The organism is Roseomonas aeriglobus (genome assembly GCA_016937575.1).
In the GTDB taxonomy this organism is placed as follows: Bacteria; Pseudomonadota; Alphaproteobacteria; order Sphingomonadales; family Sphingomonadaceae; genus Sphingomonas; species Sphingomonas aerigloba.
In genome coordinates, this window is record JAFHKN010000002.1 from 3,542,465 (window position 1) to 3,561,210 (window position 18,746).

At 66.9% G+C, this 18,746-nt stretch carries 19 protein-coding genes; 15 read left to right on the forward strand and 4 right to left on the reverse strand.

Annotation, left to right across the window (positions count from 1 at the left end; translation table 11 throughout):
* Window positions 1-14: 14 nt before the first annotated feature.
* Together JW805_17365 and JW805_17370 are read right to left on the reverse strand one after the other, a co-directional pair.
* Window positions 15-806: an SDR family oxidoreductase gene (locus JW805_17365; GenBank protein MBN2973779.1), complete on the reverse strand. Its 792-nt coding sequence runs from the start codon at window positions 804-806 to the stop codon at window positions 15-17.
* A gap of 126 nt (window positions 807-932) precedes the next feature.
* On the reverse strand, window positions 933-2,093 hold the full coding sequence (locus JW805_17370; GenBank protein MBN2973780.1) for an acyl-CoA dehydrogenase family protein: 1,161 nt from the start codon (window positions 2,091-2,093) through the stop codon (window positions 933-935).
* Between the two features lie 216 nt (window positions 2,094-2,309).
* On the opposite strand from JW805_17370, the gene JW805_17375 reads away from it, so the two are divergent.
* The 3 genes from JW805_17375 to JW805_17385 all read left to right on the forward strand — a co-directional run bounded on the left by JW805_17375 (window position 2,310) and on the right by JW805_17385 (window position 7,096).
* Entirely contained in the window at window positions 2,310-3,323 is a 1,014-nt protein-coding gene (locus JW805_17375; protein ID MBN2973781.1) for a quinone-dependent dihydroorotate dehydrogenase, read from the forward strand.
* A 173-nt stretch (window positions 3,324-3,496) separates the two neighbouring features.
* Window positions 3,497-5,146: a gamma-glutamyltransferase gene (gene ggt / locus JW805_17380; GenBank protein MBN2973782.1), complete on the forward strand. Its 1,650-nt coding sequence runs from the start codon at window positions 3,497-3,499 to the stop codon at window positions 5,144-5,146.
* 147 nt (window positions 5,147-5,293) lie between these two features.
* Window positions 5,294-7,096, forward strand: a complete 1,803-nt coding sequence (locus JW805_17385) for a long-chain fatty acid--CoA ligase (GenBank protein MBN2973783.1) — start codon at window positions 5,294-5,296, stop codon at window positions 7,094-7,096.
* Window positions 7,097-7,124: 28 nt separating this feature from the next.
* On the opposite strand, the gene JW805_17390 is transcribed toward JW805_17385, so the two are convergent.
* Window positions 7,125-8,135, reverse strand: coding sequence for a hypothetical protein (locus tag JW805_17390; protein MBN2973784.1), 1,011 nt, complete (start codon window positions 8,133-8,135; stop codon window positions 7,125-7,127).
* Between the two features lie 116 nt (window positions 8,136-8,251).
* The gene (locus tag JW805_17395; protein MBN2973785.1) at window positions 8,252-9,334 is read right to left on the reverse strand and encodes a hypothetical protein; all 1,083 of its coding nucleotides are present in this window, start codon (window positions 9,332-9,334) and stop codon (window positions 8,252-8,254) included.
* Window positions 9,335-9,470: 136 nt separating this feature from the next.
* Between JW805_17395 and JW805_17400 the strand changes: the two genes are divergently transcribed.
* The 12 genes from JW805_17400 (at window position 9,471) to JW805_17455 (ending at window position 18,576) form a co-directional block, all read left to right on the forward strand.
* Window positions 9,471-10,745 (forward strand): multidrug effflux MFS transporter, encoded by a 1,275-nt coding sequence (locus tag JW805_17400; GenBank protein MBN2973786.1) that lies wholly within the window; start codon window positions 9,471-9,473, stop codon window positions 10,743-10,745.
* Window positions 10,746-10,791: 46 nt separating this feature from the next.
* Complete coding sequence (locus JW805_17405; protein ID MBN2973787.1) at window positions 10,792-11,136, forward strand: hypothetical protein; 345 nt, start codon at window positions 10,792-10,794, stop codon at window positions 11,134-11,136.
* Window positions 11,137-11,285: 149 nt separating this feature from the next.
* Window positions 11,286-11,867 (forward strand): YdeI/OmpD-associated family protein, encoded by a 582-nt coding sequence (locus JW805_17410; protein ID MBN2973788.1) that lies wholly within the window; start codon window positions 11,286-11,288, stop codon window positions 11,865-11,867.
* A gap of 19 nt (window positions 11,868-11,886) precedes the next feature.
* Complete coding sequence (locus JW805_17415) at window positions 11,887-12,168, forward strand: hypothetical protein (protein MBN2973789.1); 282 nt, start codon at window positions 11,887-11,889, stop codon at window positions 12,166-12,168.
* A 72-nt stretch (window positions 12,169-12,240) separates the two neighbouring features.
* Window positions 12,241-13,143, forward strand: a complete 903-nt coding sequence (locus JW805_17420; GenBank protein ID MBN2973790.1) for a protoheme IX farnesyltransferase — start codon at window positions 12,241-12,243, stop codon at window positions 13,141-13,143.
* Window positions 13,140-13,277, forward strand: a complete 138-nt coding sequence (locus JW805_17425; protein ID MBN2973791.1) for a hypothetical protein — start codon at window positions 13,140-13,142, stop codon at window positions 13,275-13,277. Before JW805_17420 ends, JW805_17425 begins: the two co-directional genes overlap by 4 nt.
* Window positions 13,277-13,801: a cytochrome c oxidase assembly protein gene (locus JW805_17430; protein MBN2973792.1), complete on the forward strand. Its 525-nt coding sequence runs from the start codon at window positions 13,277-13,279 to the stop codon at window positions 13,799-13,801. The genes JW805_17425 and JW805_17430 overlap by 1 nt, the downstream gene beginning before the upstream one ends.
* 351 nt (window positions 13,802-14,152) lie before the next feature.
* Window positions 14,153-15,022 carry a cytochrome c oxidase subunit 3 gene (locus tag JW805_17435; GenBank protein MBN2973793.1) on the forward strand — a complete coding sequence of 290 codons (870 nt, stop codon included), beginning with the start codon at window positions 14,153-14,155 and terminating at the stop codon, window positions 15,020-15,022.
* Between the two features lie 7 nt (window positions 15,023-15,029).
* Window positions 15,030-15,398, forward strand: a complete 369-nt coding sequence (locus JW805_17440; GenBank protein MBN2973794.1) for a DUF983 domain-containing protein — start codon at window positions 15,030-15,032, stop codon at window positions 15,396-15,398.
* Complete coding sequence (locus tag JW805_17445) at window positions 15,395-16,006, forward strand: SURF1 family protein (GenBank protein ID MBN2973795.1); 612 nt, start codon at window positions 15,395-15,397, stop codon at window positions 16,004-16,006. The genes JW805_17440 and JW805_17445 overlap by 4 nt, the downstream gene beginning before the upstream one ends.
* A gap of 182 nt (window positions 16,007-16,188) precedes the next feature.
* The gene (locus JW805_17450; GenBank protein MBN2973796.1) at window positions 16,189-17,589 is read left to right on the forward strand and encodes a threonine synthase; all 1,401 of its coding nucleotides are present in this window, start codon (window positions 16,189-16,191) and stop codon (window positions 17,587-17,589) included.
* A gap of 111 nt (window positions 17,590-17,700) precedes the next feature.
* Complete coding sequence (locus JW805_17455) at window positions 17,701-18,576, forward strand: class I SAM-dependent methyltransferase (protein ID MBN2973797.1); 876 nt, start codon at window positions 17,701-17,703, stop codon at window positions 18,574-18,576.
* Window positions 18,577-18,746 lie beyond the last annotated feature (170 nt).

Sequence of the window (18,746 nt, forward strand, 5' to 3'; positions counted from 1 at the left end):
GGGAGTACTTTGCTTCAATGATCGATGCTGCTCCCCAGCGCGGCGTGCACCAGCCCGCCGTCGACGGTGATCGTCTCGCCGATCACATAATCCCCCGCCCGGCTGGCGAGGTAGATCGCCGCGCCCGCCATATCCTCGGCCTCGCCGATACGCCCCGCAGGAATGCTCTTGCCGACGGCGTCGCCGTGGTCGCGCGCGGCCTTGTTCATGTCACTGGCGAAAGCACCGGGCGCGATCGAGGTGACGTTGATCCCGTCGCGCACCAGCCGCGCAGCCATCCGCTTGGTCAGCTGGATCAGCGCCGCCTTGGATGCCTGATAGCTATAGGTTTCCCACGCATTCAGACGCATGCCGTCGATCGAGGTGATGTTGATGACCTTGGCGGGCCGCGTGCGCGCCGCCCCGGCCTTCAGCGCGGCATGGAGTGCCTGCGTCAGGAAGAAGGGCGATTTGACGTTCAGGTCCATGACCTTGTCCCAGCCGCTTTCGGGGAACTCCTCGAATGGCACGCCCCACGCCGCGCCGGCATTGTTGACGAGGATGTCGAGCGCGCTTTCCTGCTCCGCCAGCTGCTCGGCCAGCGCCTTGCACCCGGCGACGGTCGACACGTCTTGCGGCAGCGCGATGCAGTTGGGCCCGAGTTCCTCGGCGGTCGCGAAACACGCCTCGGCCTTGCGCGCGGAAATATACACCTTGGCGCCCGACTCGATGAAGCCGCGTGCGATCATCTTGCCGATCCCGCGGCTGCCCCCGGTGACGAGAGCGACGCGGCCGTCGAGGCGGAAGAGGGTGTTGGTGTCCATCATTATCTCCCTCTCCCCGTTCGGGGAGAGGGCCGGGGAGAGGGGCAGTCTCTCGATCCCGGCCCTGTCGCTTGTGGTTGTCGACTGCCCCTCTCCCAACCCTCTCCCCGAACGGGGAGAAGGCTTTGATTACCCGCCGCGCTTCATCGTCTCGCGGGCGATGATCAGTTGCTGAATCTGGCTGGTGCCCTCGTAAATGCGGAACAGGCGAACGTCGCGGTACAGCCGCTCGATGCCGTGGTCGGCGATGTATCCCGCGCCGCCATAGATCTGCACCGCCCGGTCGGCGACGCGGCCGACCATCTCGGATGCAAAATATTTGGCCGCCGCGCTTTCCAGCACGACGTCCGCGCCGCGGTCCTTCCTGTCCGCAGCGTCGAGCACCAGCGCACGGGCGGCCAGCGCCTCGGTCTTCGAATCAGCAATCATCGCCTGGACCAGCTGATGTTCCCCGATCGCCTTGCCAAACTGCTTGCGCTCACACGCATATGCGACGCTGTCGGCGATCAGGCGTTCGGCGACGCCGACGCAGACCGCCGCAATATGCAGCCGCCCGCGGTCGAGCACCCGCATCGCGATCTTGAAGCCTTCGCCCTCGGCACCCAGCCGGTTGGCGGCGGGGACGGGGACGTCGTCGAAATGGACGTCGGCGACCTTCGCGCCCTTCTGCCCCATCTTCTTCTCGGGCTCGCCGACCGACACGCCGGGCAGATCGCGGGGCACGAGGAACGCCGACACGCCGCGCCCGCCCGGATCGTCCCCGGTGCGCGCCATGACGGTAAACAGGTCGGCACGGTCGGCATTGGTGATATAGCGCTTCGTCCCCGACAGCCGGTACACATCGGCGCCGTTCGAATCCTTGGTTCGCACCGCGCGCGTCTGCACCGCGCCCGAATCGGATCCGACGTCGGGTTCGGTGAGGGCGAAGCTGGTCACCACCTCGCCGCTCGCGATCCGCGGCAGCCACGCGGCCTTCTGTTCGTCGGTGCCGGCCATCACCAGTCCCTGGCTGCCGATCCCGACATTGGTGCCGAACGCGGAACGAAACGCAGGCGTCGTCCGGCCGAGTTCGATCGCAATGCGCGCTTCCTCGGCCATCGTCAGCCCGAGCCCGCCATAGTCTTCGGCGATCGACAGGCCGAACAGGCCCATCGCCTTCATCTCGTCGATAATCTCGGGCGGCACGGCATCGTCTGCCTCGACCCGCGCCTCGATCGGGCGCAGGCGGTCGGCGACGAAGCGGCGGACCTGCGTGACGAGCGCGTCGAACGTCTCCGCATCGAGAGCCATGGCTGCATCCGCTCCTTTCGATTTGGTTCAGGACTATCGCTCGATCGAGCCATTTGCAACCGTACCCGATATTCGAGATGGCGGAATCTCGGCGGACTGTTCGACGGTGCACGCCGACGCCTCGGCGACGGGCAGGGCTCGGGCTGGCCAGCGCTCCAGCGGTCGCCGAAGAACGAGATGCTTCAAACCCCGCGCCATTGGTTCTAAGCCCGTCCCATGCGCTGGTATCACCCGCTCCTCTTCGCCCTCGACGCCGAACAGGCGCACCGCCTTACCATCCGCGCCCTGGCCGCGGCGGGGAAGCGGACCGGCAAGGTCGTGACCAGCCCGCGGCTCGCGAACATCGTCGCCGGCGTGCATTTCCCCAATCCGGTCGGGCTGGCGGCGGGCGCGGACAAGGACGGCGAAGCGGTCCATGGCTTCCACGGTCTAGGCTTCGGCAGCGTGGAGGTCGGCACGCTCACTCCGCTGCCCCAGGCGGGCAATCCGAAGCCGCGGCTGTTCCGGCTGGTCGAGGACCGCGGGGTCATCAACCGCATGGGCTTCAACAACGGCGGGTTGCAGGCCGCGCTCGACCGGCTGCCGCGCGAGCGCGCCGGGGTGCTGGGCATCAACGTCGGCGCAAACAAGGACGCGACCGATCGCATCGCCGATTATGTGACCGGCGTGGCCCTGGCGAGTCGCTGCGCCGATTACGTCACGATCAACATTTCGTCGCCGAATACGCCAGGCCTGCGCGATCTGCAGCATGGGCAGGCGCTGGCGGACCTGCTGGCGGCCGCGCGCGAGGCAGCGGCGCTTACCCCCTTGTTCCTGAAGGTCGCACCCGACCTGGAGCCCGCGCAGATCGACGAGATTGCCCGCGCGGCGATCGACCACCGTATCGATGCGCTGATCGTCAGCAACACGACGATCTCGCGGCCGGCGCTGCGGTCGGGCAATGCGGGTGAGGCGGGGGGGCTGTCCGGCGCTCCGCTTGCCACGCTGGCGGGGCAGCGCCTCGCTGACTTCCGCACCGCGACCGGAGCGCGACTGCCCCTGATCTCGGCCGGCGGCATCGCGCGTGCGGACGAAGCCTATGCCCGCATCCGTGCGGGCGCGAGTTTGGTGCAGGTCTATTCGGCCTTGGTGTATGAAGGCCCGGGCCTCGCACGGTCGATCGCGACCGGGCTGGACAAGCTGCTTGCCCGCGACGGCTTCGCCAATGTCGCGGACGCCATCGGCGCCTGACCGATCCTCCCCTTGCAGGGGAGGATCATGGGCGCTTGCACGCCTCCCGCACCGCGCTAGGGTCATGCCCCATGAGAGCATTCGTCCTAGCCCTGCTCCCGCTTGTCGCGTCCTGCGCGCCGGTTGCGGATCGCCCCGCCACAGCCTCCTCTAGCGCGACCCAAGCCCCAGGCATGGTCAGCGCCGCCGATCCGCGCGCGGTCGCGGCGGGTGTCGAGATCCTGAAGGCCGGCGGCACCGCCACCGATGCCGCGATCGCGACGATGCTCGCGCTCGGCGTCGTTGAACCGCAGAGCTCGGGCCTGGGCGGCGGCAGCTTCTGGGTACGCCACCGCGTCGGCGGCACCCTCGACACGATCGATGCGCGCGAAACCGCGCCGATGGCGGCAGGGCCGCGCCTGTTCTATACCGACGCGGGGCAGCCGATGGACCACCGCCAGGCCGTGCCCGGCGGCAAGTCGGTCGGTGTCCCCGGCGCGCTGCGCGGCATGGCGCTGGCGCATCGTTCGGGCGGCAAGCTTCCCTGGGCCCGGTTGTTTCAGCCGGCGATCCGGCTGGCGAAGGACGGGTGGCAGCTGACCCCGCGCTTCGTCGATGGTCTGGCCAGAAACGGCACCCACATCACGCCCGAGCTGCGCGCGATCTTCTCGCCCGGCGGCACCGCGCTGCCCGCCGGCAGCACCGTGCGCAACCCGGACATGGCCGCCTTCCTCGAACGCCTCGCCAGCCGGGGCGCCGACAGCTTCTACGTCGGCCCCGACGCGCAGAAGCTGGTGACGACCGTCCGCACGGCACAGCGCAACCCGTCGCAGATGACGATCGGCGACATGGCCAGCTACGCCGCCAAGCCGCGCGACCCGGTCTGCGTGCCGTATCGCAGCTACCGCATCTGCGGCATGGGCCCACCGTCGTCGGGCGGCATCACCGTGCTGATGATCCTGAAGCAGCTCGAACGCTTCGACCTGAAGGCGCTGGGCAAGGACAGCGCGACTGCCTGGCACTTGTTCGCCGAGAGCTCGCGCCTCGCCTATGCCGATCGCAACCTGTACATCGGCGACCCCGATTTCGTTCGCGTGCCCATCGCCGGCATGCTCGACCCCGCCTATCTCGCCAGCCGCTCGGCGCTGATTTCGCCTAACACGACCATGGCCAGCGTCACCGCCGGCACGCCCCCGGGTGCCCCGCCGCGCGTGCGCGCCGAACCCGCCGAGACGCCCGGCACGACCAGCCTGTCGGTCGCCGATCGCATGGGCAACGTCGTTGCGGTCACGACGACGATCGAGGGGGTCTATGGCTCCGGCCTGACCGTCAACGGCATCGTGCTGAACAACGAACTGACCGACTTCGACACCGTACCGGTCAAGGACGGCTATCTGGTCGCGAACCGGGTCGAAGGCGGCAAGCGTCCGCGCAGCTCGATGGCGCCGACGATCGTCTATGACGCGCAAGGGCGGGTCCGCCTGTCGGTCGGCGCGGCCGGTGGCCCGACGATCATCGCGCAGATCGCCAAGGCGATCATGGGCGTGATCGATTTCGACCTGTCCGCTCAGGACGCGATCGCCATGGGCCTGCTCTATGCACCCGGCCCCGGCGGGGTCGCGGAATCCGGCACCGAACGCGCCGCGATGGTGCCCGCACTCCAGGCGCTGGGCGAACGCGTGACTGTCGGCGGCCTCGGCCTCAAGGCGAACGCCGTCGAATGGGTCGGCGGCCGCTGGGTCGGCGGGGCGGACCCGCGCAGCGAGGGCGTCGCCGGCGACGAGACGGGATATGTCACCCAGATCAGGCGGTTCGGCAAGGACCCGACCCGGCCGCCGGAGTGACACACCCGTTCGTGCCGAGCTGGTCGAAGCACCGCCCTTCCACCCGCGAGCGATATGCGCGGGGCAGGAAGTCCGGCGCTTCGACAAACGCAGCACCAACGGATTATGACGAGAGAATATCGGCCCGAGCCGAGCCCAGGAGAGACCATGCCCGCCGCCCCCCGCCTCCTCGAACATTTTCCCAATCTGGTGACGATGTTCTTCACGCGCGCCGCCGAAAAGGGTGACGCCCCGTTCCTGTGGGGCAAGTCCGGCGGCACGTGGCATTCGACCAGCTGGGCGGAGGCCGCACGCCAGGTCGCGGCGCTGGCCACCGCGCTGAAGGCGGCCGGCCTGCGCGCCGGCGACCGCGTGATGCTGGTCAGCGAAAACCGCCCCGAATGGTGCATCTCCGACCTCGCCATCATGGCCGCGGGATGCGTGACCGTTCCGACCTACATCACCAATACCGAACGCGATCATCAGCATATCCTGGAAAATTCGGGCGCCTGTGCGGTCATCGTGTCGACGCAGAAACTGGCGAAGGTGCTGATGCCCGCCGTCCTGCGCTCGCAGGCGCGGATCGTCATCGGCTTCGACGAACTGAAGCTCGGCCAGCCGGGATCGATCGAATTCCACGACTGGCGGACGCTGATTGCGGAACATGCGACCGATCCGAAGACGATCGCCGATGCCGCGACGATGCAGCGTAGCGATCTGGCGTGCATCATCTACACCAGCGGCACCGGCGGCGCCCCGCGGGGCGTGATGCAGCACCACGGCGCGATCCTGCACAACATCGCGGGTGCCGCGCGCGTCGTGTCGGAAGATTTCGGCTGGGACGACGAAGTGTTCCTGTCCTTCCTCCCCCTCAGCCACGCGTATGAACATACAGGCGGCCAGTTCCTGCCGATCGGGCTGGGCGCGGAAATCTACTACAGCGAGGGCCTCGACAAGCTCGCCTCCAACATCGAGGAGGTTCGCCCGACGCTGATGGTCGTCGTGCCGCGCCTGTTCGAAGTGCTGCGTACGCGGATCAGCAAGGCGATCGAGAAACAGGGCAAGCTCAGCAATTATCTGCTCGACCGCGCGATCAAGATCGGCGGCAAGAAGGCAGCGGGCAAGCCCGGCTCGCCACTCGACCTGCCGATGAAGCTGGTGCTGGAGACGCTGTTCAAACCCAAGATCGGCAAGAAGTTCGGCGGTCGCATGAAGGCGATGGTCTCCGGCGGCGCGCCGCTCAACCCGGAAGTCGGCATCTTCTTCGAATCGCTCGGCCTGACGTTTCTTCAGGGCTATGGCCAGACCGAGGCCGCACCGGTCATCAGCTGCAATCGCCCCGCCGCCGGCCTCAAGCACGACACCGTCGGTCCGCCGCTGGCCGATACCGAGGTGCGGATCGCGGAGGACGGCGAGATCCTGGTCCGCGGCGAACTCGTCATGCACGGCTATTGGCGCAACGAGGACGAAACGGCGCGGGTGCTGAAAGACGGCTGGCTCCACACCGGCGACATCGGCGTGATCGACGACAACGGTCGGATCAAGATCACCGATCGCAAGAAGGACATCATCGTCAACGACAAGGGCGACAACGTCGCGCCGCAGAAGATCGAAGGCATGCTGACGCTGCAGAACGAGATCGTCCAGGCGATGGTCTACGGCGACCGCAAGCCGTACATGACCGCGGTCATCGTCCCTGATCCGGAATGGACGCAGGAATATTGCGCCAAGTCAGGAACGGGGTGCAATTTCGCCAGGTTGAAGGAAGATCATGGCTTCAAGGCCGCGATCGGTGCAGCGGTGGAACGGGTGAACAAGGACCTGTCGCAGATCGAACGCATCCGTCGCTTCATCTTGGCCGACGAACCCTTCGCGATCGAAAATCAGCAGCTGACCCCCAGCCTGAAGATCCGCCGCCATGTCCTGCGAGAGGTTTACGGCCAGCGGCTGGACGGGCTGTACAAGGGGTAGGGGCATCGGCCCCCTTCCGGCTCGCGCGTCAGAACGAATAGGACGACATCAGCAGCAGCCCGAGCTGCGACCGGCGTTTGAACCGCAGCGTATCGCCGGCCGGCAGCGGCTGATCCTCGACGATGCCGTTGCCCAGCGTCTGCGCGTTGATGTCGACCATCGCGCCGATCCCCAGGTTGAAGCTGTCCGTGCTCTTCGACGACCGGCGCAGGCCCACCATGATGCCGGTGCCGATCGCGTCGATCACATTGTCGGTGCCGGGCTGCAGCGCGACGAACGGACCGATGCCCCATTGCGCCCGCACCGTTTCACACGTCCGCTTCGGCGGATAGACGGTCGCCCCCTTATCCGCTTCGTCCGCAGCGGCCTGCGGTGTCGGCTCGCTCCATTTCTCGCATCGGTTGTGCAAGCCCAGGAAGTCGCTGGTATTGCCGTTCAGTCGGCTGTTGACGGGCGTGAACAGATAATGTGACTCGAGCACGAAGCGCGCGGACGAATTCTCGCTGCGGTTGACGCGGACGATGTTGTTGACCAGTTCCGCCTCGCGGATGCGCTGATATTTGCCGGTGTCGAGGGTATAGGCGATGCCGACACCGAATTCGATGCCGCCGAACTTGCGTTTGTTCTCGCCGTCGCGGATGTCCTCCTGGCTGTAAGGAGTCACGGTCGTCTTCTGACTGACGGTGGTGCCGTCCTTCGTCATACTCGTCTCGGTGGTGACGGTCGCACCGCTGCTCTCGGCCGCCTCGACCAGCGCGCTCGGCACGGGCACCGCCGGCGGAGCGGGTAGGATCGTGGCGGCGGGCAGGGCAGGCACGGGGGCCCTGAGTGCTGCCAGCCGCGCGCGTTGCGCGCTCAGCGCCGCCTGCTGCGCTGCCACGGCCTTCTCGCTTTCGGCGATCTCGGCCTGCAACGCCTTCGCCTGCAACGCCTCATATGTCGCGCGCGCGGCGTCGGCCTGCTTGCGCAACTCCGCGGCCGATGCATCCTGCATCGACGTCGATAGCGCCATCCCCAGCGCCAGGACAGAAACAGCCATGTTCGGTATCGCCCCCCGTTGAAACCGGAGGCGATGCTCTCAGATCGAGGCGTCCGACGACAGGAAAGACGGCTCCGTTTTCGCGCCGGAGTCGCGCCACTCCGGCGGCGGCCGCGCTATTTCAACAGCGTCGCCACATCGACGATGCGGACATCGTGCATCTGGTCGAGATATGCGTCCAGATACGGCTTGTGCGAGGTCCCGACGATCACCAGCGTGCGCACACCGGGTTTCATCCCGATTTCGCTTCGGATGTTCGCCGCCATGCGCAGGTTGCGGGTCTCCCAATAGCCGAGATACTGCCGGCCGTACCGGCCAGCCGACGGCTCTTCCAACTGGGCGCCGAAATCGGAGTCGAAGATCAGTTTGCCCTGGTCGGGCGCGTTCAGCCGGCGGTACATCGCCAGCACGCCGTCCCCGGTGCCGAGCTTTGCTTCCATCTGCGCGCTTTCGGCCTTGCGCCGTGCGCTGGACGGGTTTTTCCAAGCCGCCATGATTGCCTCGCCGGCGGCCTTGGCATCGTCGCCGTCCGCGCTGTCGGCGCTATGATCGTCCATCGCCCAGACACGCTCCAGCCCCAGGCGCGCGGCCAGCGGTGCCGCGATCAGCGTGGTTTCGTTGCGACGGATGCGATATGTCTCGAGCTGCTCGACCAGCGTCGCATCGAGCCCGTTGCCGGCCACGCGATCGACAGGTGCGAGGCGGAGCCATTGGACGAGCGCCGAATCGCGTTCCCCCGCCGCCAGAAGCGTTGCCGCCAGCTTGCGCCTGTCCGCCGGGGTTGGATCGGCCGGCCAGGTCGCCAGCATCGCCGTCGCTGCGGCATTGGCCGCGGGCACGTCGAGCCCGGTCGCCGCTGCCGCTGCCGACACGTCGGGGCAATAGGATTTCACCGTATCGGCATAGCGCGATGGAAAGCGGCGCAGCGTATCGCACTGCAGTCCGGACAGGGATTCGACCGCGATCGCCTGGGGCCGCCATGCCGCCAGTCGGTCGATGAGCGGCCCGAGCGTGGCTGGGTCGAACGTCTTGGGAAGTCCCGACAGATGCGTCGTGCCGAGCACCGCGACCGCGTTCGGCACGCCCTGCTTCGGCCCTTTGTGCGCCCGCGGGTCGAACCGCTGCGCCTGCACCGCGCCCGCCAGTGCAACCGTCGCCAGCGCCACGCCGACCACCCCGCCCCGTGTCCAAGACTTCATCGCATTCCCCCAACGTAGTGGTTTACGCATGCAATACACCTTGATCGAGCGCAAGCGATTTGCGGATCGTTGTGCGGCACAGCGGGTTAGAAAGGGTCGACCCGCCGGTCCTGCCTGCCTAGAGCCTTTCAGACCCATGATGACAACGCTTTCCCCCGACCAGCCGCAGATCAACCGGGCGCCGATCCCGTTCGCGGAATTCGTCGCGCTCGTCGCCGCGCTGATGGCGCTGACCGCGCTCGGCATCGATTCGATGCTTCCCGCACTGCCGGCGATCGCGGCCGACCTGGGTGTGGTCGAAGACAATCAGCGCCAGTTCGTCGTCACCGCTTTCATGATCGGCTTTGCCTTCGCGATGCTGGTCTACGGCCCGGCGACCGACCGGTTCGGGCGCCGGCCAGTGCTGGTCGTGGCGCTGCTCGGCTATGTCCTGACCAACCTGCTGGCCGCGTTCTCGGGCAGTTTCGTGCTGTTGCTTGCTGCGCGCGCGGCGTCGGGCGCGATGGTGGCGGGCGCGCGTACGGTGACGGTCGCGCTGGTGCGTGACTGCTACGCGGGGCGCGCGATGGCGCGGGTGATGAGCCTTGCCTTCATCTTCTTCATGGCCGCCCCCGTCCTTGCACCGACCTTCGGCCAGCTGATCCTGCTCGTCGGCAGCTGGCGCTGGATCTTCGGCGGCATTGCCGGCGCGACGCTCCTCATCCTGCTATGGTTCCTCGCCCGCATGCCCGAAACGCTGGCGGTGGAGGATCGCCGGCCGTTCACGCTGGGATCGCTCGGCACCGGCGCGGCGCGGATCGTGAAGGACCGTTATGCGCTCGGCTACACGCTCGCCGCGACCGCGCTGCAGGGCGCGTTGTTCGGCTTCATCGGGTCGATCCAGCAGATCGTGTTCGAAGTGTTCAAGGTCCCGAACCTGCTCGCGCTCGTCTTCGCCTCCGTCGCGGGCACGATGGCGATCGGGTCGTTCGTCAATTCGCGGATCGTGATGAAGCTTGGTACGCGGCTGATATCGCACACCGCGCTCCTCGGGTTCATCGTCTTCGCCGCACTGCACCTCGCCATCGCCCTGTCGGGAGCGGAGACGCTGACGAACTTCATCATCGTGCAGGCGCTCATGATGGCATGTTTCGGGCTTGCGACCTCCAATTTCTCGGCGATGGCGATGGAGAATATGGGCGACATCGCCGGCACCGCTGCGAGTCTCCAGGGCTTCATCTCGACATTGGGGGCCGCGCTGATCGGCGCCTATGTCGGCCAGCAATACAACGGCACCACCATTCCGCTCTATACAGGCTTCACCGTGATGGGCCTGACCGCGCTCGTCATCGTGCTGCTGGCCGAACGCGGGCGCCTGTTCCGCCCGGCCTATGACAATGCGATTCGTCGCGAGGCAGTGGAACAGGCCTGACCTCCCGCCGTTCGATCACGACGAAGCAATTTGTCGGAGACGGACGATGGGTGGTCATCAGGTACAGGCGCAGGGCGCAGGCGACGACGGGTTCGACGAGGACGGCTTCGACGAAAGCCAGCGTGCCGAAATCCTCGAGGCGACGCGTGACGGGCCGAGCGACGGCACGATCCTGACCGATATCGCTCCCGACCTGGGCGACGACCCGCTCGACGACGACGATACCGACGATCTCGAAATGTTGTCGGACGAGGTCGGCGAGGAGGACGAGGACGCGCTGGCCGACGAAGACGACCTCGAGGAAGACGCGCTCCAGGAGGATTTCGAGGACGACGCCGAGGATATCGACGAGGAACTGGGCGACGGCGACGACACCGCCCTGCGGCCGTAGGCCGATCGCCCATGCTCCGGTCCAGGCCGGGGCTTTTGGCGGGCGCAAGGCTTTGACGGCAAAGGCTGCGGCCTCCACGGGGGCAGACGTGGCACGTTTTGGTCCTTTGTCGCATTGACCGGATCGCGGGGTCGGCGCAGCATGCCGCCATGCCCCGCGACGCCAGAGTCGATGCCTATATCGCTGCCGCCGCGCCCTTCGCGCAGCCGATCCTGACCTGGCTGCGCGACCGCGTCCACGAAGCGACGCCCGACACTGCCGAATCGATCAAATGGGGGATGCCCGCCTTCCTGCGTGGCGGTCGCCCCTTCGCCAACATGGCGGCGTTCAAAGCCCATGCGACTTTCGGTTTCTGGAACCGGGCCGCGGCGACCGGCCGCGAGGGCGAGGCGATGGGGCAGATGGGGCGGATCGCCTCGCTGGCCGACCTGCCCGATGCCGCGACGTTCGAAGCCATGGTGCGCGAGCGCGCTGCCGCGGGCGCGCCAACGAAGCGCGGTGCGGCACCGGCGAAGCGCGAGGTTGACGTTCCCCCAGCGCTGATGACCGCACTCGCTGCGGACGCCGCAGCCAAAGCGGCCTTCGATGCGTTTCCCCCGAGCGCCCGCCGCGACTATTGCGACTGGGTGGCCGACGCCAAACGCCCCGAAACGCGCGACAAACGCGTCGCGCAGTCGCTGGAATGGCTGCGCGAGGGCAAGCGACGGAACTGGAAATATGAAAGCTGCTGATTCGAACGGGAGATCGACGATGCGTTTTGTGGCGATGTTTCTTGCGACGACCCTGATGGCCGGCCCCGCCGCCGCGCAAGGCTCCGAGCGGTTCCTGATCAAAGCTACCCCTGACCGCTGCGCCCCGACTGCGGACAAGACGGCGGGGACGAGAGCGCGGCCATCGATGAAGCTCGGCGACCAGCCGCCCGCGTCGCAGGTGCTGACCGTCTATCGCCAGGGCCCGGACGGCTGCCCGGCGCCGGTGGTTTTGCGTAAAGGGATCGGCGCCAATCCAGAGCGTGCGCTGCCGGCGCGATAAGGGGCAAGATGAGAGCGAAGTCTTCAACCCTTTCCCCTGTCCGCACATCGGCTTATAGCGCGCGGCAACATCATGACCGCCGCCGATACCCCGCTGACCCTGCCCGCCGAATGGCGTGATTTCTTGGCGCTGACCAAGCCCCGGGTGATGACGCTGGTCGTCTTCACCGGGCTGTGCGGCATGCTTGCCGCGCCCGTGCCGATCGATCCGGTGCTCGGCTTCACCGCCATCCTGTGCATCGCGCTGGGCGCGGGCGCGGCGGGTGCGCTCAACCAGTGGTATGAGGCCGATATCGATGCGGTGATGAAGCGGACGCAGGGGCGTCCGCTGCCTGCCGGGCGGATGGACCGCCAGGCCGCGCTCCATTTCGGCGTCGGCCTCGCGATCTTCTCGGTCGTGCTGATGGGGCTGGCGGTCAATTACGCTGCGGCCGGTATCCTGACGATCTCGATCCTGTTCTACGTCCTCGTCTATACCGTCTGGCTGAAGCGTCGAACGCCGCAGAACATCGTTATCGGCGGTGCGGCGGGCGCCTTTCCGCCGCTGATCGGCTGGGCCGCGGCGACGGGGCAGGTGGCGCTGTTGCCGTTCCTCCTCTTCGCCACCGTGTTTCTGTGGACGCCGCCGCATTTCTGGGCGCTCGCGCTGTTCATCCGCATGGATTACGCCAACGCCGGTGTGCCGATGCTGCCGGTCGTCGCCGGCGAACGGGCGACGCGCACGCAGATCGGGCTTTATACGATTCCCATGGCCTTGGTTGCGGTCGCCCCCTGGCCGCTGGGGCTGACCGGCCCCATCTATGGCGTGAGCGCAAGCGTACTGACCGCGATTTTCGGTGCGATGGCGCTTCAGGTGGCGACGCGCACGACGCACGAGGGTGACAAGATGCTGCCCGAAAAGCGGCTGTTCAAATTCAGCCTCGCCTATCTCGCGCTTATTTTCGCGGCCGTGGTCGCAGACAGGTGGATGGCATGACCCCCAACGAAGAACTCGAAATCCGTCGCCGGCAGAAGAGCCGCTCGATCGTCATGGCCGTGCTGCTGGGTGCGTTCGTGATCCTGATGTTCGCGATCACCATTTCGAAGATCAAGGCCGGGATGCACCCCTGATGCAGCGGACCCATCGCACCGCGCTGATCGCCGTGCTGGGCGTGTGCGGCATGACCGGCCTGGGTTTCGCCAGCGTGCCGCTCTACAACATGTTCTGCGAAGCGACGGGCCTCGGCGGCACCACCAACCGCGGCACCCAGGCGCCTGGCGCGTCGGGCGGGAAGATCACCGTCGCCTTCGACAGCAACGTCAGCCCGAAGCTCGCCTGGGCGTTCAGGCCCGAGGTCGAACAGACGAAGGTCGACATCGGCGCGCGCGACATGGAATTCTTCACCGCGACCAACCGGTCGGACAAGCCGATCACCGGCACGGCGACGTACAACGTTTCGCCGGCGCAGGCAGGGAAGTATTTCACCAAGATCGAGTGTTTCTGCTTCACCGAACAGACGCTCAAGCCCGGCGAGACGGTGCGCATGCCGGTCATCTTCTTCGTCGACCCGAAGATCAAGGACGACCCCGACGCGCGCGACATCGACACGATCACGCTGAGCTACACCTTCTATCCGGTCGACAAGAAGGGCTGACCCCGCCGCCGTCATGCCGGACTTGATCCGGTATCCAAGGCCGCGCGCAAATCCGCGGGGGACGCGGGACTTGCCGAAGAAGAGGAAGCAGGATGTTCGTGTGCCCTGCGGGCACAAGGCGCGAAGGCGCGAAGAGGGTTGCCCCCTCGGCTGCGCAGCAACCCTTATCTGTAAGCGTTCGAGGCGTCTTGCGATCGCGATCGGCAGGTGAGCCATCTTCGCGCCTTCGCGCCTTCGCGCCTTGCGCCTCGCAGGGGCGCCCGAACCCCCTTCCTCCTTCTTCTCCCACCTTGCCCTAGCGCCCGACGCGCCCTAGAGCGGGCGGTAAACACGTCGAACAGGGACGCCACCATGGCCGGTGCCAAGAATCACGATTACCATATTCTTCCCCCCAGCCCCTGGCCGCTGATGGGGTCGTTGACCGCCGGCCTGCTGGCGGTCGGTGGCCTGCTGTGGATGAAGGACCATCATTTCGGCCCGGCCGTGTTCGGCCTGGGCTTCGCCGGCGTGCTGGCGACGATGTATTTCTGGTGGGCCGACGTCATTCGCGAGGCGCATGCCGGCGACCATACGCCTGTCGTCCAGCTGCACCTGCGCTATGGCATGATCCTGTTCATCGCGTCCGAAGTGATGTTCTTCGTCGGGTGGTTCTGGGCGTTCTTCGACTTCTCGCTGTTCCCGGCGATGGTCGGGTATACGCCGGGCGCGCATGGCGAAGCCGGGACGGTCGAATTGCTGACCGAAGGCGTGGCCCAGTGGCCGCCGAAGGGCCTGGAAGTCATCAACGCCTTCGAACTGCCACTGCTCAACACCTTCATCCTGCTGCTGTCGGGCACGACGGTCACCTGGGCGCACCACGCGCTGATCCACGGCGACCGCGACGGCCTGAAGAAGGGCCTGTGGTGCACGATCCTGCTGGGCGCGGTGTTCAGCTGCATCCAGGCATATGAATATATCCACGCGCCTTTCCCGTTTAAGGGCCTGAACTACGGCGCGTCGTTCTTCATGGCGACCGGCTTCCACGGCGTGCACGTGCTGATCGGCACCATCTTCCTCGCCGTCTGCCTGGTTCGTGCGTACAGGGGCGACTTCACGCCGCGCCAGCACTTCGGCTTCGAAGCCGCCGCCTGGTACTGGCACTTCGTCGACGTCGTGTGGCTGTTCCTGTTCGTCTCCATCTATGTGTGGGGCAGCTGGGGCGCGCCGGTCCACGGCGGCTGATCAACGCATGACCACGCCCGGCCTGGCCGGGGCGGCATTGAAGGGTCTGTGCCCCCGCTGCGGGGCGCGGACCCTTTTCGCTGGTGCCGTTCGTTTCGCTCCGCGCTGTTCGTCCTGCGGGCTCGACCTCGCCGGTTTCAACGTCGGTGACGGCCCGGCCGCGTTCCTGACTTTGGCCGTCGGCGGCCTGGTGACCTTGCTTGCGGTGTTACTCGAATTGGGCGCCGAACCGCCTTTCTGGGTTCACCTGCTGCTGTGGCCTGCGCTAACGCTCGGTTGCGTCCTGGTCGGCCTGCGGATCGCCAAGGCGGCGCTGATCACCGCCGAATACCGCCAGGCCGCGCGTGAAGGACGGTTGATAAAGGACGACGAATGAAGCGCTGGCCCTTGATCCCGACGATCGTCGTCGGGCTCGCGATCGCGGCGATGATCGGCCTCGGCGTCTGGCAGCTCGCCCGCAAACAGGAAAAGGAAGCGGCGCTGATCCAGCTCGCCGCCAACGTTGGCCGCGACGCCGTCCTATTCCCGGCAAGTGGCGTGGGCGACACGCTGCTGTTTCGCAAATCGTCGATCGATTGCCTGAGCGTCAGCGATATCGCGCGCCAGAGCGGGCGAACCGCCGACGGCAAGCCCGGCTGGCGCGTGATCGCGGCCTGTCGCACGCCGGGCGCGGGCGTCGTTCCCGTTCAGCTCGGCATCGCGAGCGATTTCAACGCGACGCCCGAATGGTCGGGTGGCCCGGTTACCGGCTTTCTCAGCCACGCCCCCGATTCGCGGCCGCTGATCTCCAGCCTCTTCGACCATAGCCCGAAACGGCTGATGCTGGTGTCGGACGCCCCACCGATCGGGCTGACCGCCAATCCGGGGCCGGACCTGTCGGCGGTGCCGAACAACCATCTGGCCTATGCGGTGCAGTGGTTCCTGTTCGCGGGGATTGCGGCGGCAATCTACGTCCTCGCGCTACGTGTGCGGCGGCGGCGCTAGGCCAGCGCTCAAGATCGTCATCCCGGAGATGGCGGGGCTCAACAGTCGCTGAAGGACGTCAGACTCACCAACGTCAGCCGAAATTGATTCCCGCCTTCGCCGGAATGACGTTACCCGCCTTTACCCACCCCAGCTCCAAGCTTTCTTGCCCCTCGCCCGCCCGCCCGCTAGGCCGCGCCATCATGCGCTATCAGAGCACCCGCGGCACCGCCCCGACCCTCGACTTCCGCGACGCGACGCTGGCCGGACTCGCCAGCGACGGCGGGCTGTACGTGCCCGACGCGTGGCCGACGCTCAGCGCGCAGGAGATCGCCGATCTCGCCGGCCTGTCCTATGCCGACACGGCCGCGCGGATCATGGCGCCGTTCGTCGGCGACGCGCTGACCCCGGACGAATTGCGCGCGATGTGCGCGGCCGCCTATGGGCGGTTCAGCCACGCCGCAGTGACGCCGCTCGTCCAGCTCGACCAGCGCCATTTCCTGCTCGAGCTGTTCCATGGACCCACGCTGGCGTTTAAGGACGTCGCGTTGCAGTTCCTGGGGCTATTGTTCGAACGCTTCCTGACCGGCAGCGACACCCACCTGACCGTCGTCGGCGCGACCAGCGGCGACACCGGTTCGGCTGCCATCGATGCGCTGGCGGGCCGCGAACATGTCGATATCTTCATGCTGCACCCAGAGGGCCGGGTGAGCGACGTCCAGCGTCGCCAGATGACGACGGTTCTGGCGCCCAACGTCCACAACATCGCGATCCGCGGCGATTTCGACACAGCTCAGGCGCTGGTGAAGGCGATGTTCAACGACCCCGACTTCTCGGGCCGCTTCGCGCTGAGCGCGGTCAATTCGATCAACTGGGCGCGGCTCATGGCCCAGGTCGTCTATTATTTCTACGCCGCCGTTCGACTGGGCGCACCGGACCGGGCGGTCGCCTTTTCGGTCCCGACCGGCAATTTCGGTGACGTGTTCGCCGGCTATGTCGCGGCGAAGATGGGCCTGCCTGTCGCCAGGCTGATCGTCGCGACCAACGTCAACGACATTCTGCACCGCGCGCTGTCGGCGGGCGATTATTCGGCCGGAACCGTCACGCCGACGGCGGCGCCCAGCATGGACATCCAGGTCAGTTCGAATTTCGAACGCCTGTTGTTCGACCTGGCCGAGCGCGACGGTGCGGCGCTTGCGGAACAGATGCGCGGCTTCGAAGCGACCCGCGCGATGCGGCTGACCAATGCGCAGGCTGAGGGCGCCTCCGCCCTGTTCACCAGCGCCCGCGTCGAGCCCGGCGATATGTCGGAAACGATGCGCTGGGCCTGCGCGGAGACGGGCCTGGTCATCGATCCCCACACCGCCATCGGCCTTGCTGCCGCGCGGACCGCCGATCTGCCCGCCGGTACGCCCGTCGTGACGCTGGCGACGGCGCATCCGGCCAAGTTCGGCGACGCGGTCGAGCGCGCGACGGGCGTCCGCCCGACTTTGCCCGCCCGCGTCGGCGACCTGTTCGAACGCGAAGAGCGCTACGACACGCTCGACGCGACGTTCGAAGCCGTGACCGCCTATATCGCCGAGCGCGCGGTGGCGAAGGCGTGAATCATAATTCTCCGTTCGTGCTGAGCTTGTCGAAGCACCGCTCTTTTTCTTGACCTTCGCGTGCGGCGCGAGGAACGGCCCTTCGACAGGCTCAGGCCGAACGGATTTGGAATGCAGGATTTGATCTCCCTCATCGGCGAACCCTGGGCCGACTACGGCCTGATCGATTCGGGCCATGGGCGAAAGCTCGAACGCTACGGCCGATTCCGCTTCGTCCGCCCCGAACCGCAGGCGATGTGGGCGCCCGCCTCGACCGACTGGCAGGCGGATGGCGAGTTCCTTCCCGGCGCGGACGAAGACGGGGGCGGGCGATGGGAATTGTCGCGCGACGTGCCCCGCGACGGCTGGCCGCTGACGTGGCGCGAGGTTCGCTTCACCGCGCAGAACACGCCGTTCCGACACCTCGGGTTTTTCCCCGACATGGCGCCGGTCTGGGACTGGATGCGGGCTCGGATTGCGGGTGTTGGCGATCCCGAATGCCTCAACCTGTTCGGCTATACCGGCGTCGGCACGCTGGCGCTGGCGGCGGCGGGCGCGCGGATGGTGCATGTCGATGCCTCGAAGAAATCGGTCGACGCCGCCCGCGCCAACGCGGCGCTGTCGGGCATGGCGGACAAGCCGGTGCGTTGGCTGGTCGAGGATGCGGGCAAGTTCGCCGCACGCGAAGTCCGGCGGGGCCGGCGCTATGACGGCGTCATCCTCGATCCGCCGAAATGGGGTCGCGGCCCGAATGGCGAGGTGTGGAAGCTCGAGGAACATCTGCCGAGCCTGATCGCCGACTGCCGCAAGCTGATCGATGCCGACTCGCGGTTCCTGTTCCTGACGGTCTACGCGGTACGCCTGTCGGCCCTGGCGATCGGGGAACTGGTGCGCCAGCAGTTCGGCGACTTGCCGGGACGGGTCGAATGCGGAGAGTTGGGCGTGCGCGAGGAAGCGCGCGGGCTGACGCTGCCGACCGCGATCTTCGCAAGGTGGTCGCGGGATTGATCGGCGCCGCACCTTTCCAACGTCATCCCCGCGAAGGCGGGGATAAATTCTGGCTAAACGCCGTGAGACTCACTCCGCTCTCCATCAATTGATCCCCGCCTTCGCGGGGATGACGGTCAAGAGCGATTCCCCAACAAAAGACGATTGCCCAAAAAAAGGGCGGACCGAAG

Coding starts and splice junctions, on each gene's coding strand:
- JW805_17365 (MBN2973779.1), bottom strand. CDS start 806: ATGATGGACACCAACACCCTCTTCCGCCTCGACGGCCGCGTCGCTCTC.
- JW805_17370 (MBN2973780.1), bottom strand. CDS start 2,093: ATGGCTCTCGATGCGGAGACGTTCGACGCGCTCGTCACGCAGGTCCGC.
- JW805_17375 (MBN2973781.1), top strand. CDS start 2,310: ATGCGCTGGTATCACCCGCTCCTCTTCGCCCTCGACGCCGAACAGGCG.
- ggt (MBN2973782.1), top strand. CDS start 3,497: ATGGTCAGCGCCGCCGATCCGCGCGCGGTCGCGGCGGGTGTCGAGATC.
- JW805_17385 (MBN2973783.1), top strand. CDS start 5,294: ATGCCCGCCGCCCCCCGCCTCCTCGAACATTTTCCCAATCTGGTGACG.
- JW805_17390 (MBN2973784.1), bottom strand. CDS start 8,135: ATGGCTGTTTCTGTCCTGGCGCTGGGGATGGCGCTATCGACGTCGATG.
- JW805_17395 (MBN2973785.1), bottom strand. CDS start 9,334: ATGAAGTCTTGGACACGGGGCGGGGTGGTCGGCGTGGCGCTGGCGACG.
- JW805_17400 (MBN2973786.1), top strand. CDS start 9,471: ATGATGACAACGCTTTCCCCCGACCAGCCGCAGATCAACCGGGCGCCG.
- JW805_17405 (MBN2973787.1), top strand. CDS start 10,792: ATGGGTGGTCATCAGGTACAGGCGCAGGGCGCAGGCGACGACGGGTTC.
- JW805_17410 (MBN2973788.1), top strand. CDS start 11,286: ATGCCCCGCGACGCCAGAGTCGATGCCTATATCGCTGCCGCCGCGCCC.
- JW805_17415 (MBN2973789.1), top strand. CDS start 11,887: ATGCGTTTTGTGGCGATGTTTCTTGCGACGACCCTGATGGCCGGCCCC.
- JW805_17420 (MBN2973790.1), top strand. CDS start 12,241: ATGACCGCCGCCGATACCCCGCTGACCCTGCCCGCCGAATGGCGTGAT.
- JW805_17425 (MBN2973791.1), top strand. CDS start 13,140: ATGACCCCCAACGAAGAACTCGAAATCCGTCGCCGGCAGAAGAGCCGC.
- JW805_17430 (MBN2973792.1), top strand. CDS start 13,277: ATGCAGCGGACCCATCGCACCGCGCTGATCGCCGTGCTGGGCGTGTGC.
- JW805_17435 (MBN2973793.1), top strand. CDS start 14,153: ATGGCCGGTGCCAAGAATCACGATTACCATATTCTTCCCCCCAGCCCC.
- JW805_17440 (MBN2973794.1), top strand. CDS start 15,030: ATGACCACGCCCGGCCTGGCCGGGGCGGCATTGAAGGGTCTGTGCCCC.
- JW805_17445 (MBN2973795.1), top strand. CDS start 15,395: ATGAAGCGCTGGCCCTTGATCCCGACGATCGTCGTCGGGCTCGCGATC.
- JW805_17450 (MBN2973796.1), top strand. CDS start 16,189: ATGCGCTATCAGAGCACCCGCGGCACCGCCCCGACCCTCGACTTCCGC.
- JW805_17455 (MBN2973797.1), top strand. CDS start 17,701: ATGCAGGATTTGATCTCCCTCATCGGCGAACCCTGGGCCGACTACGGC.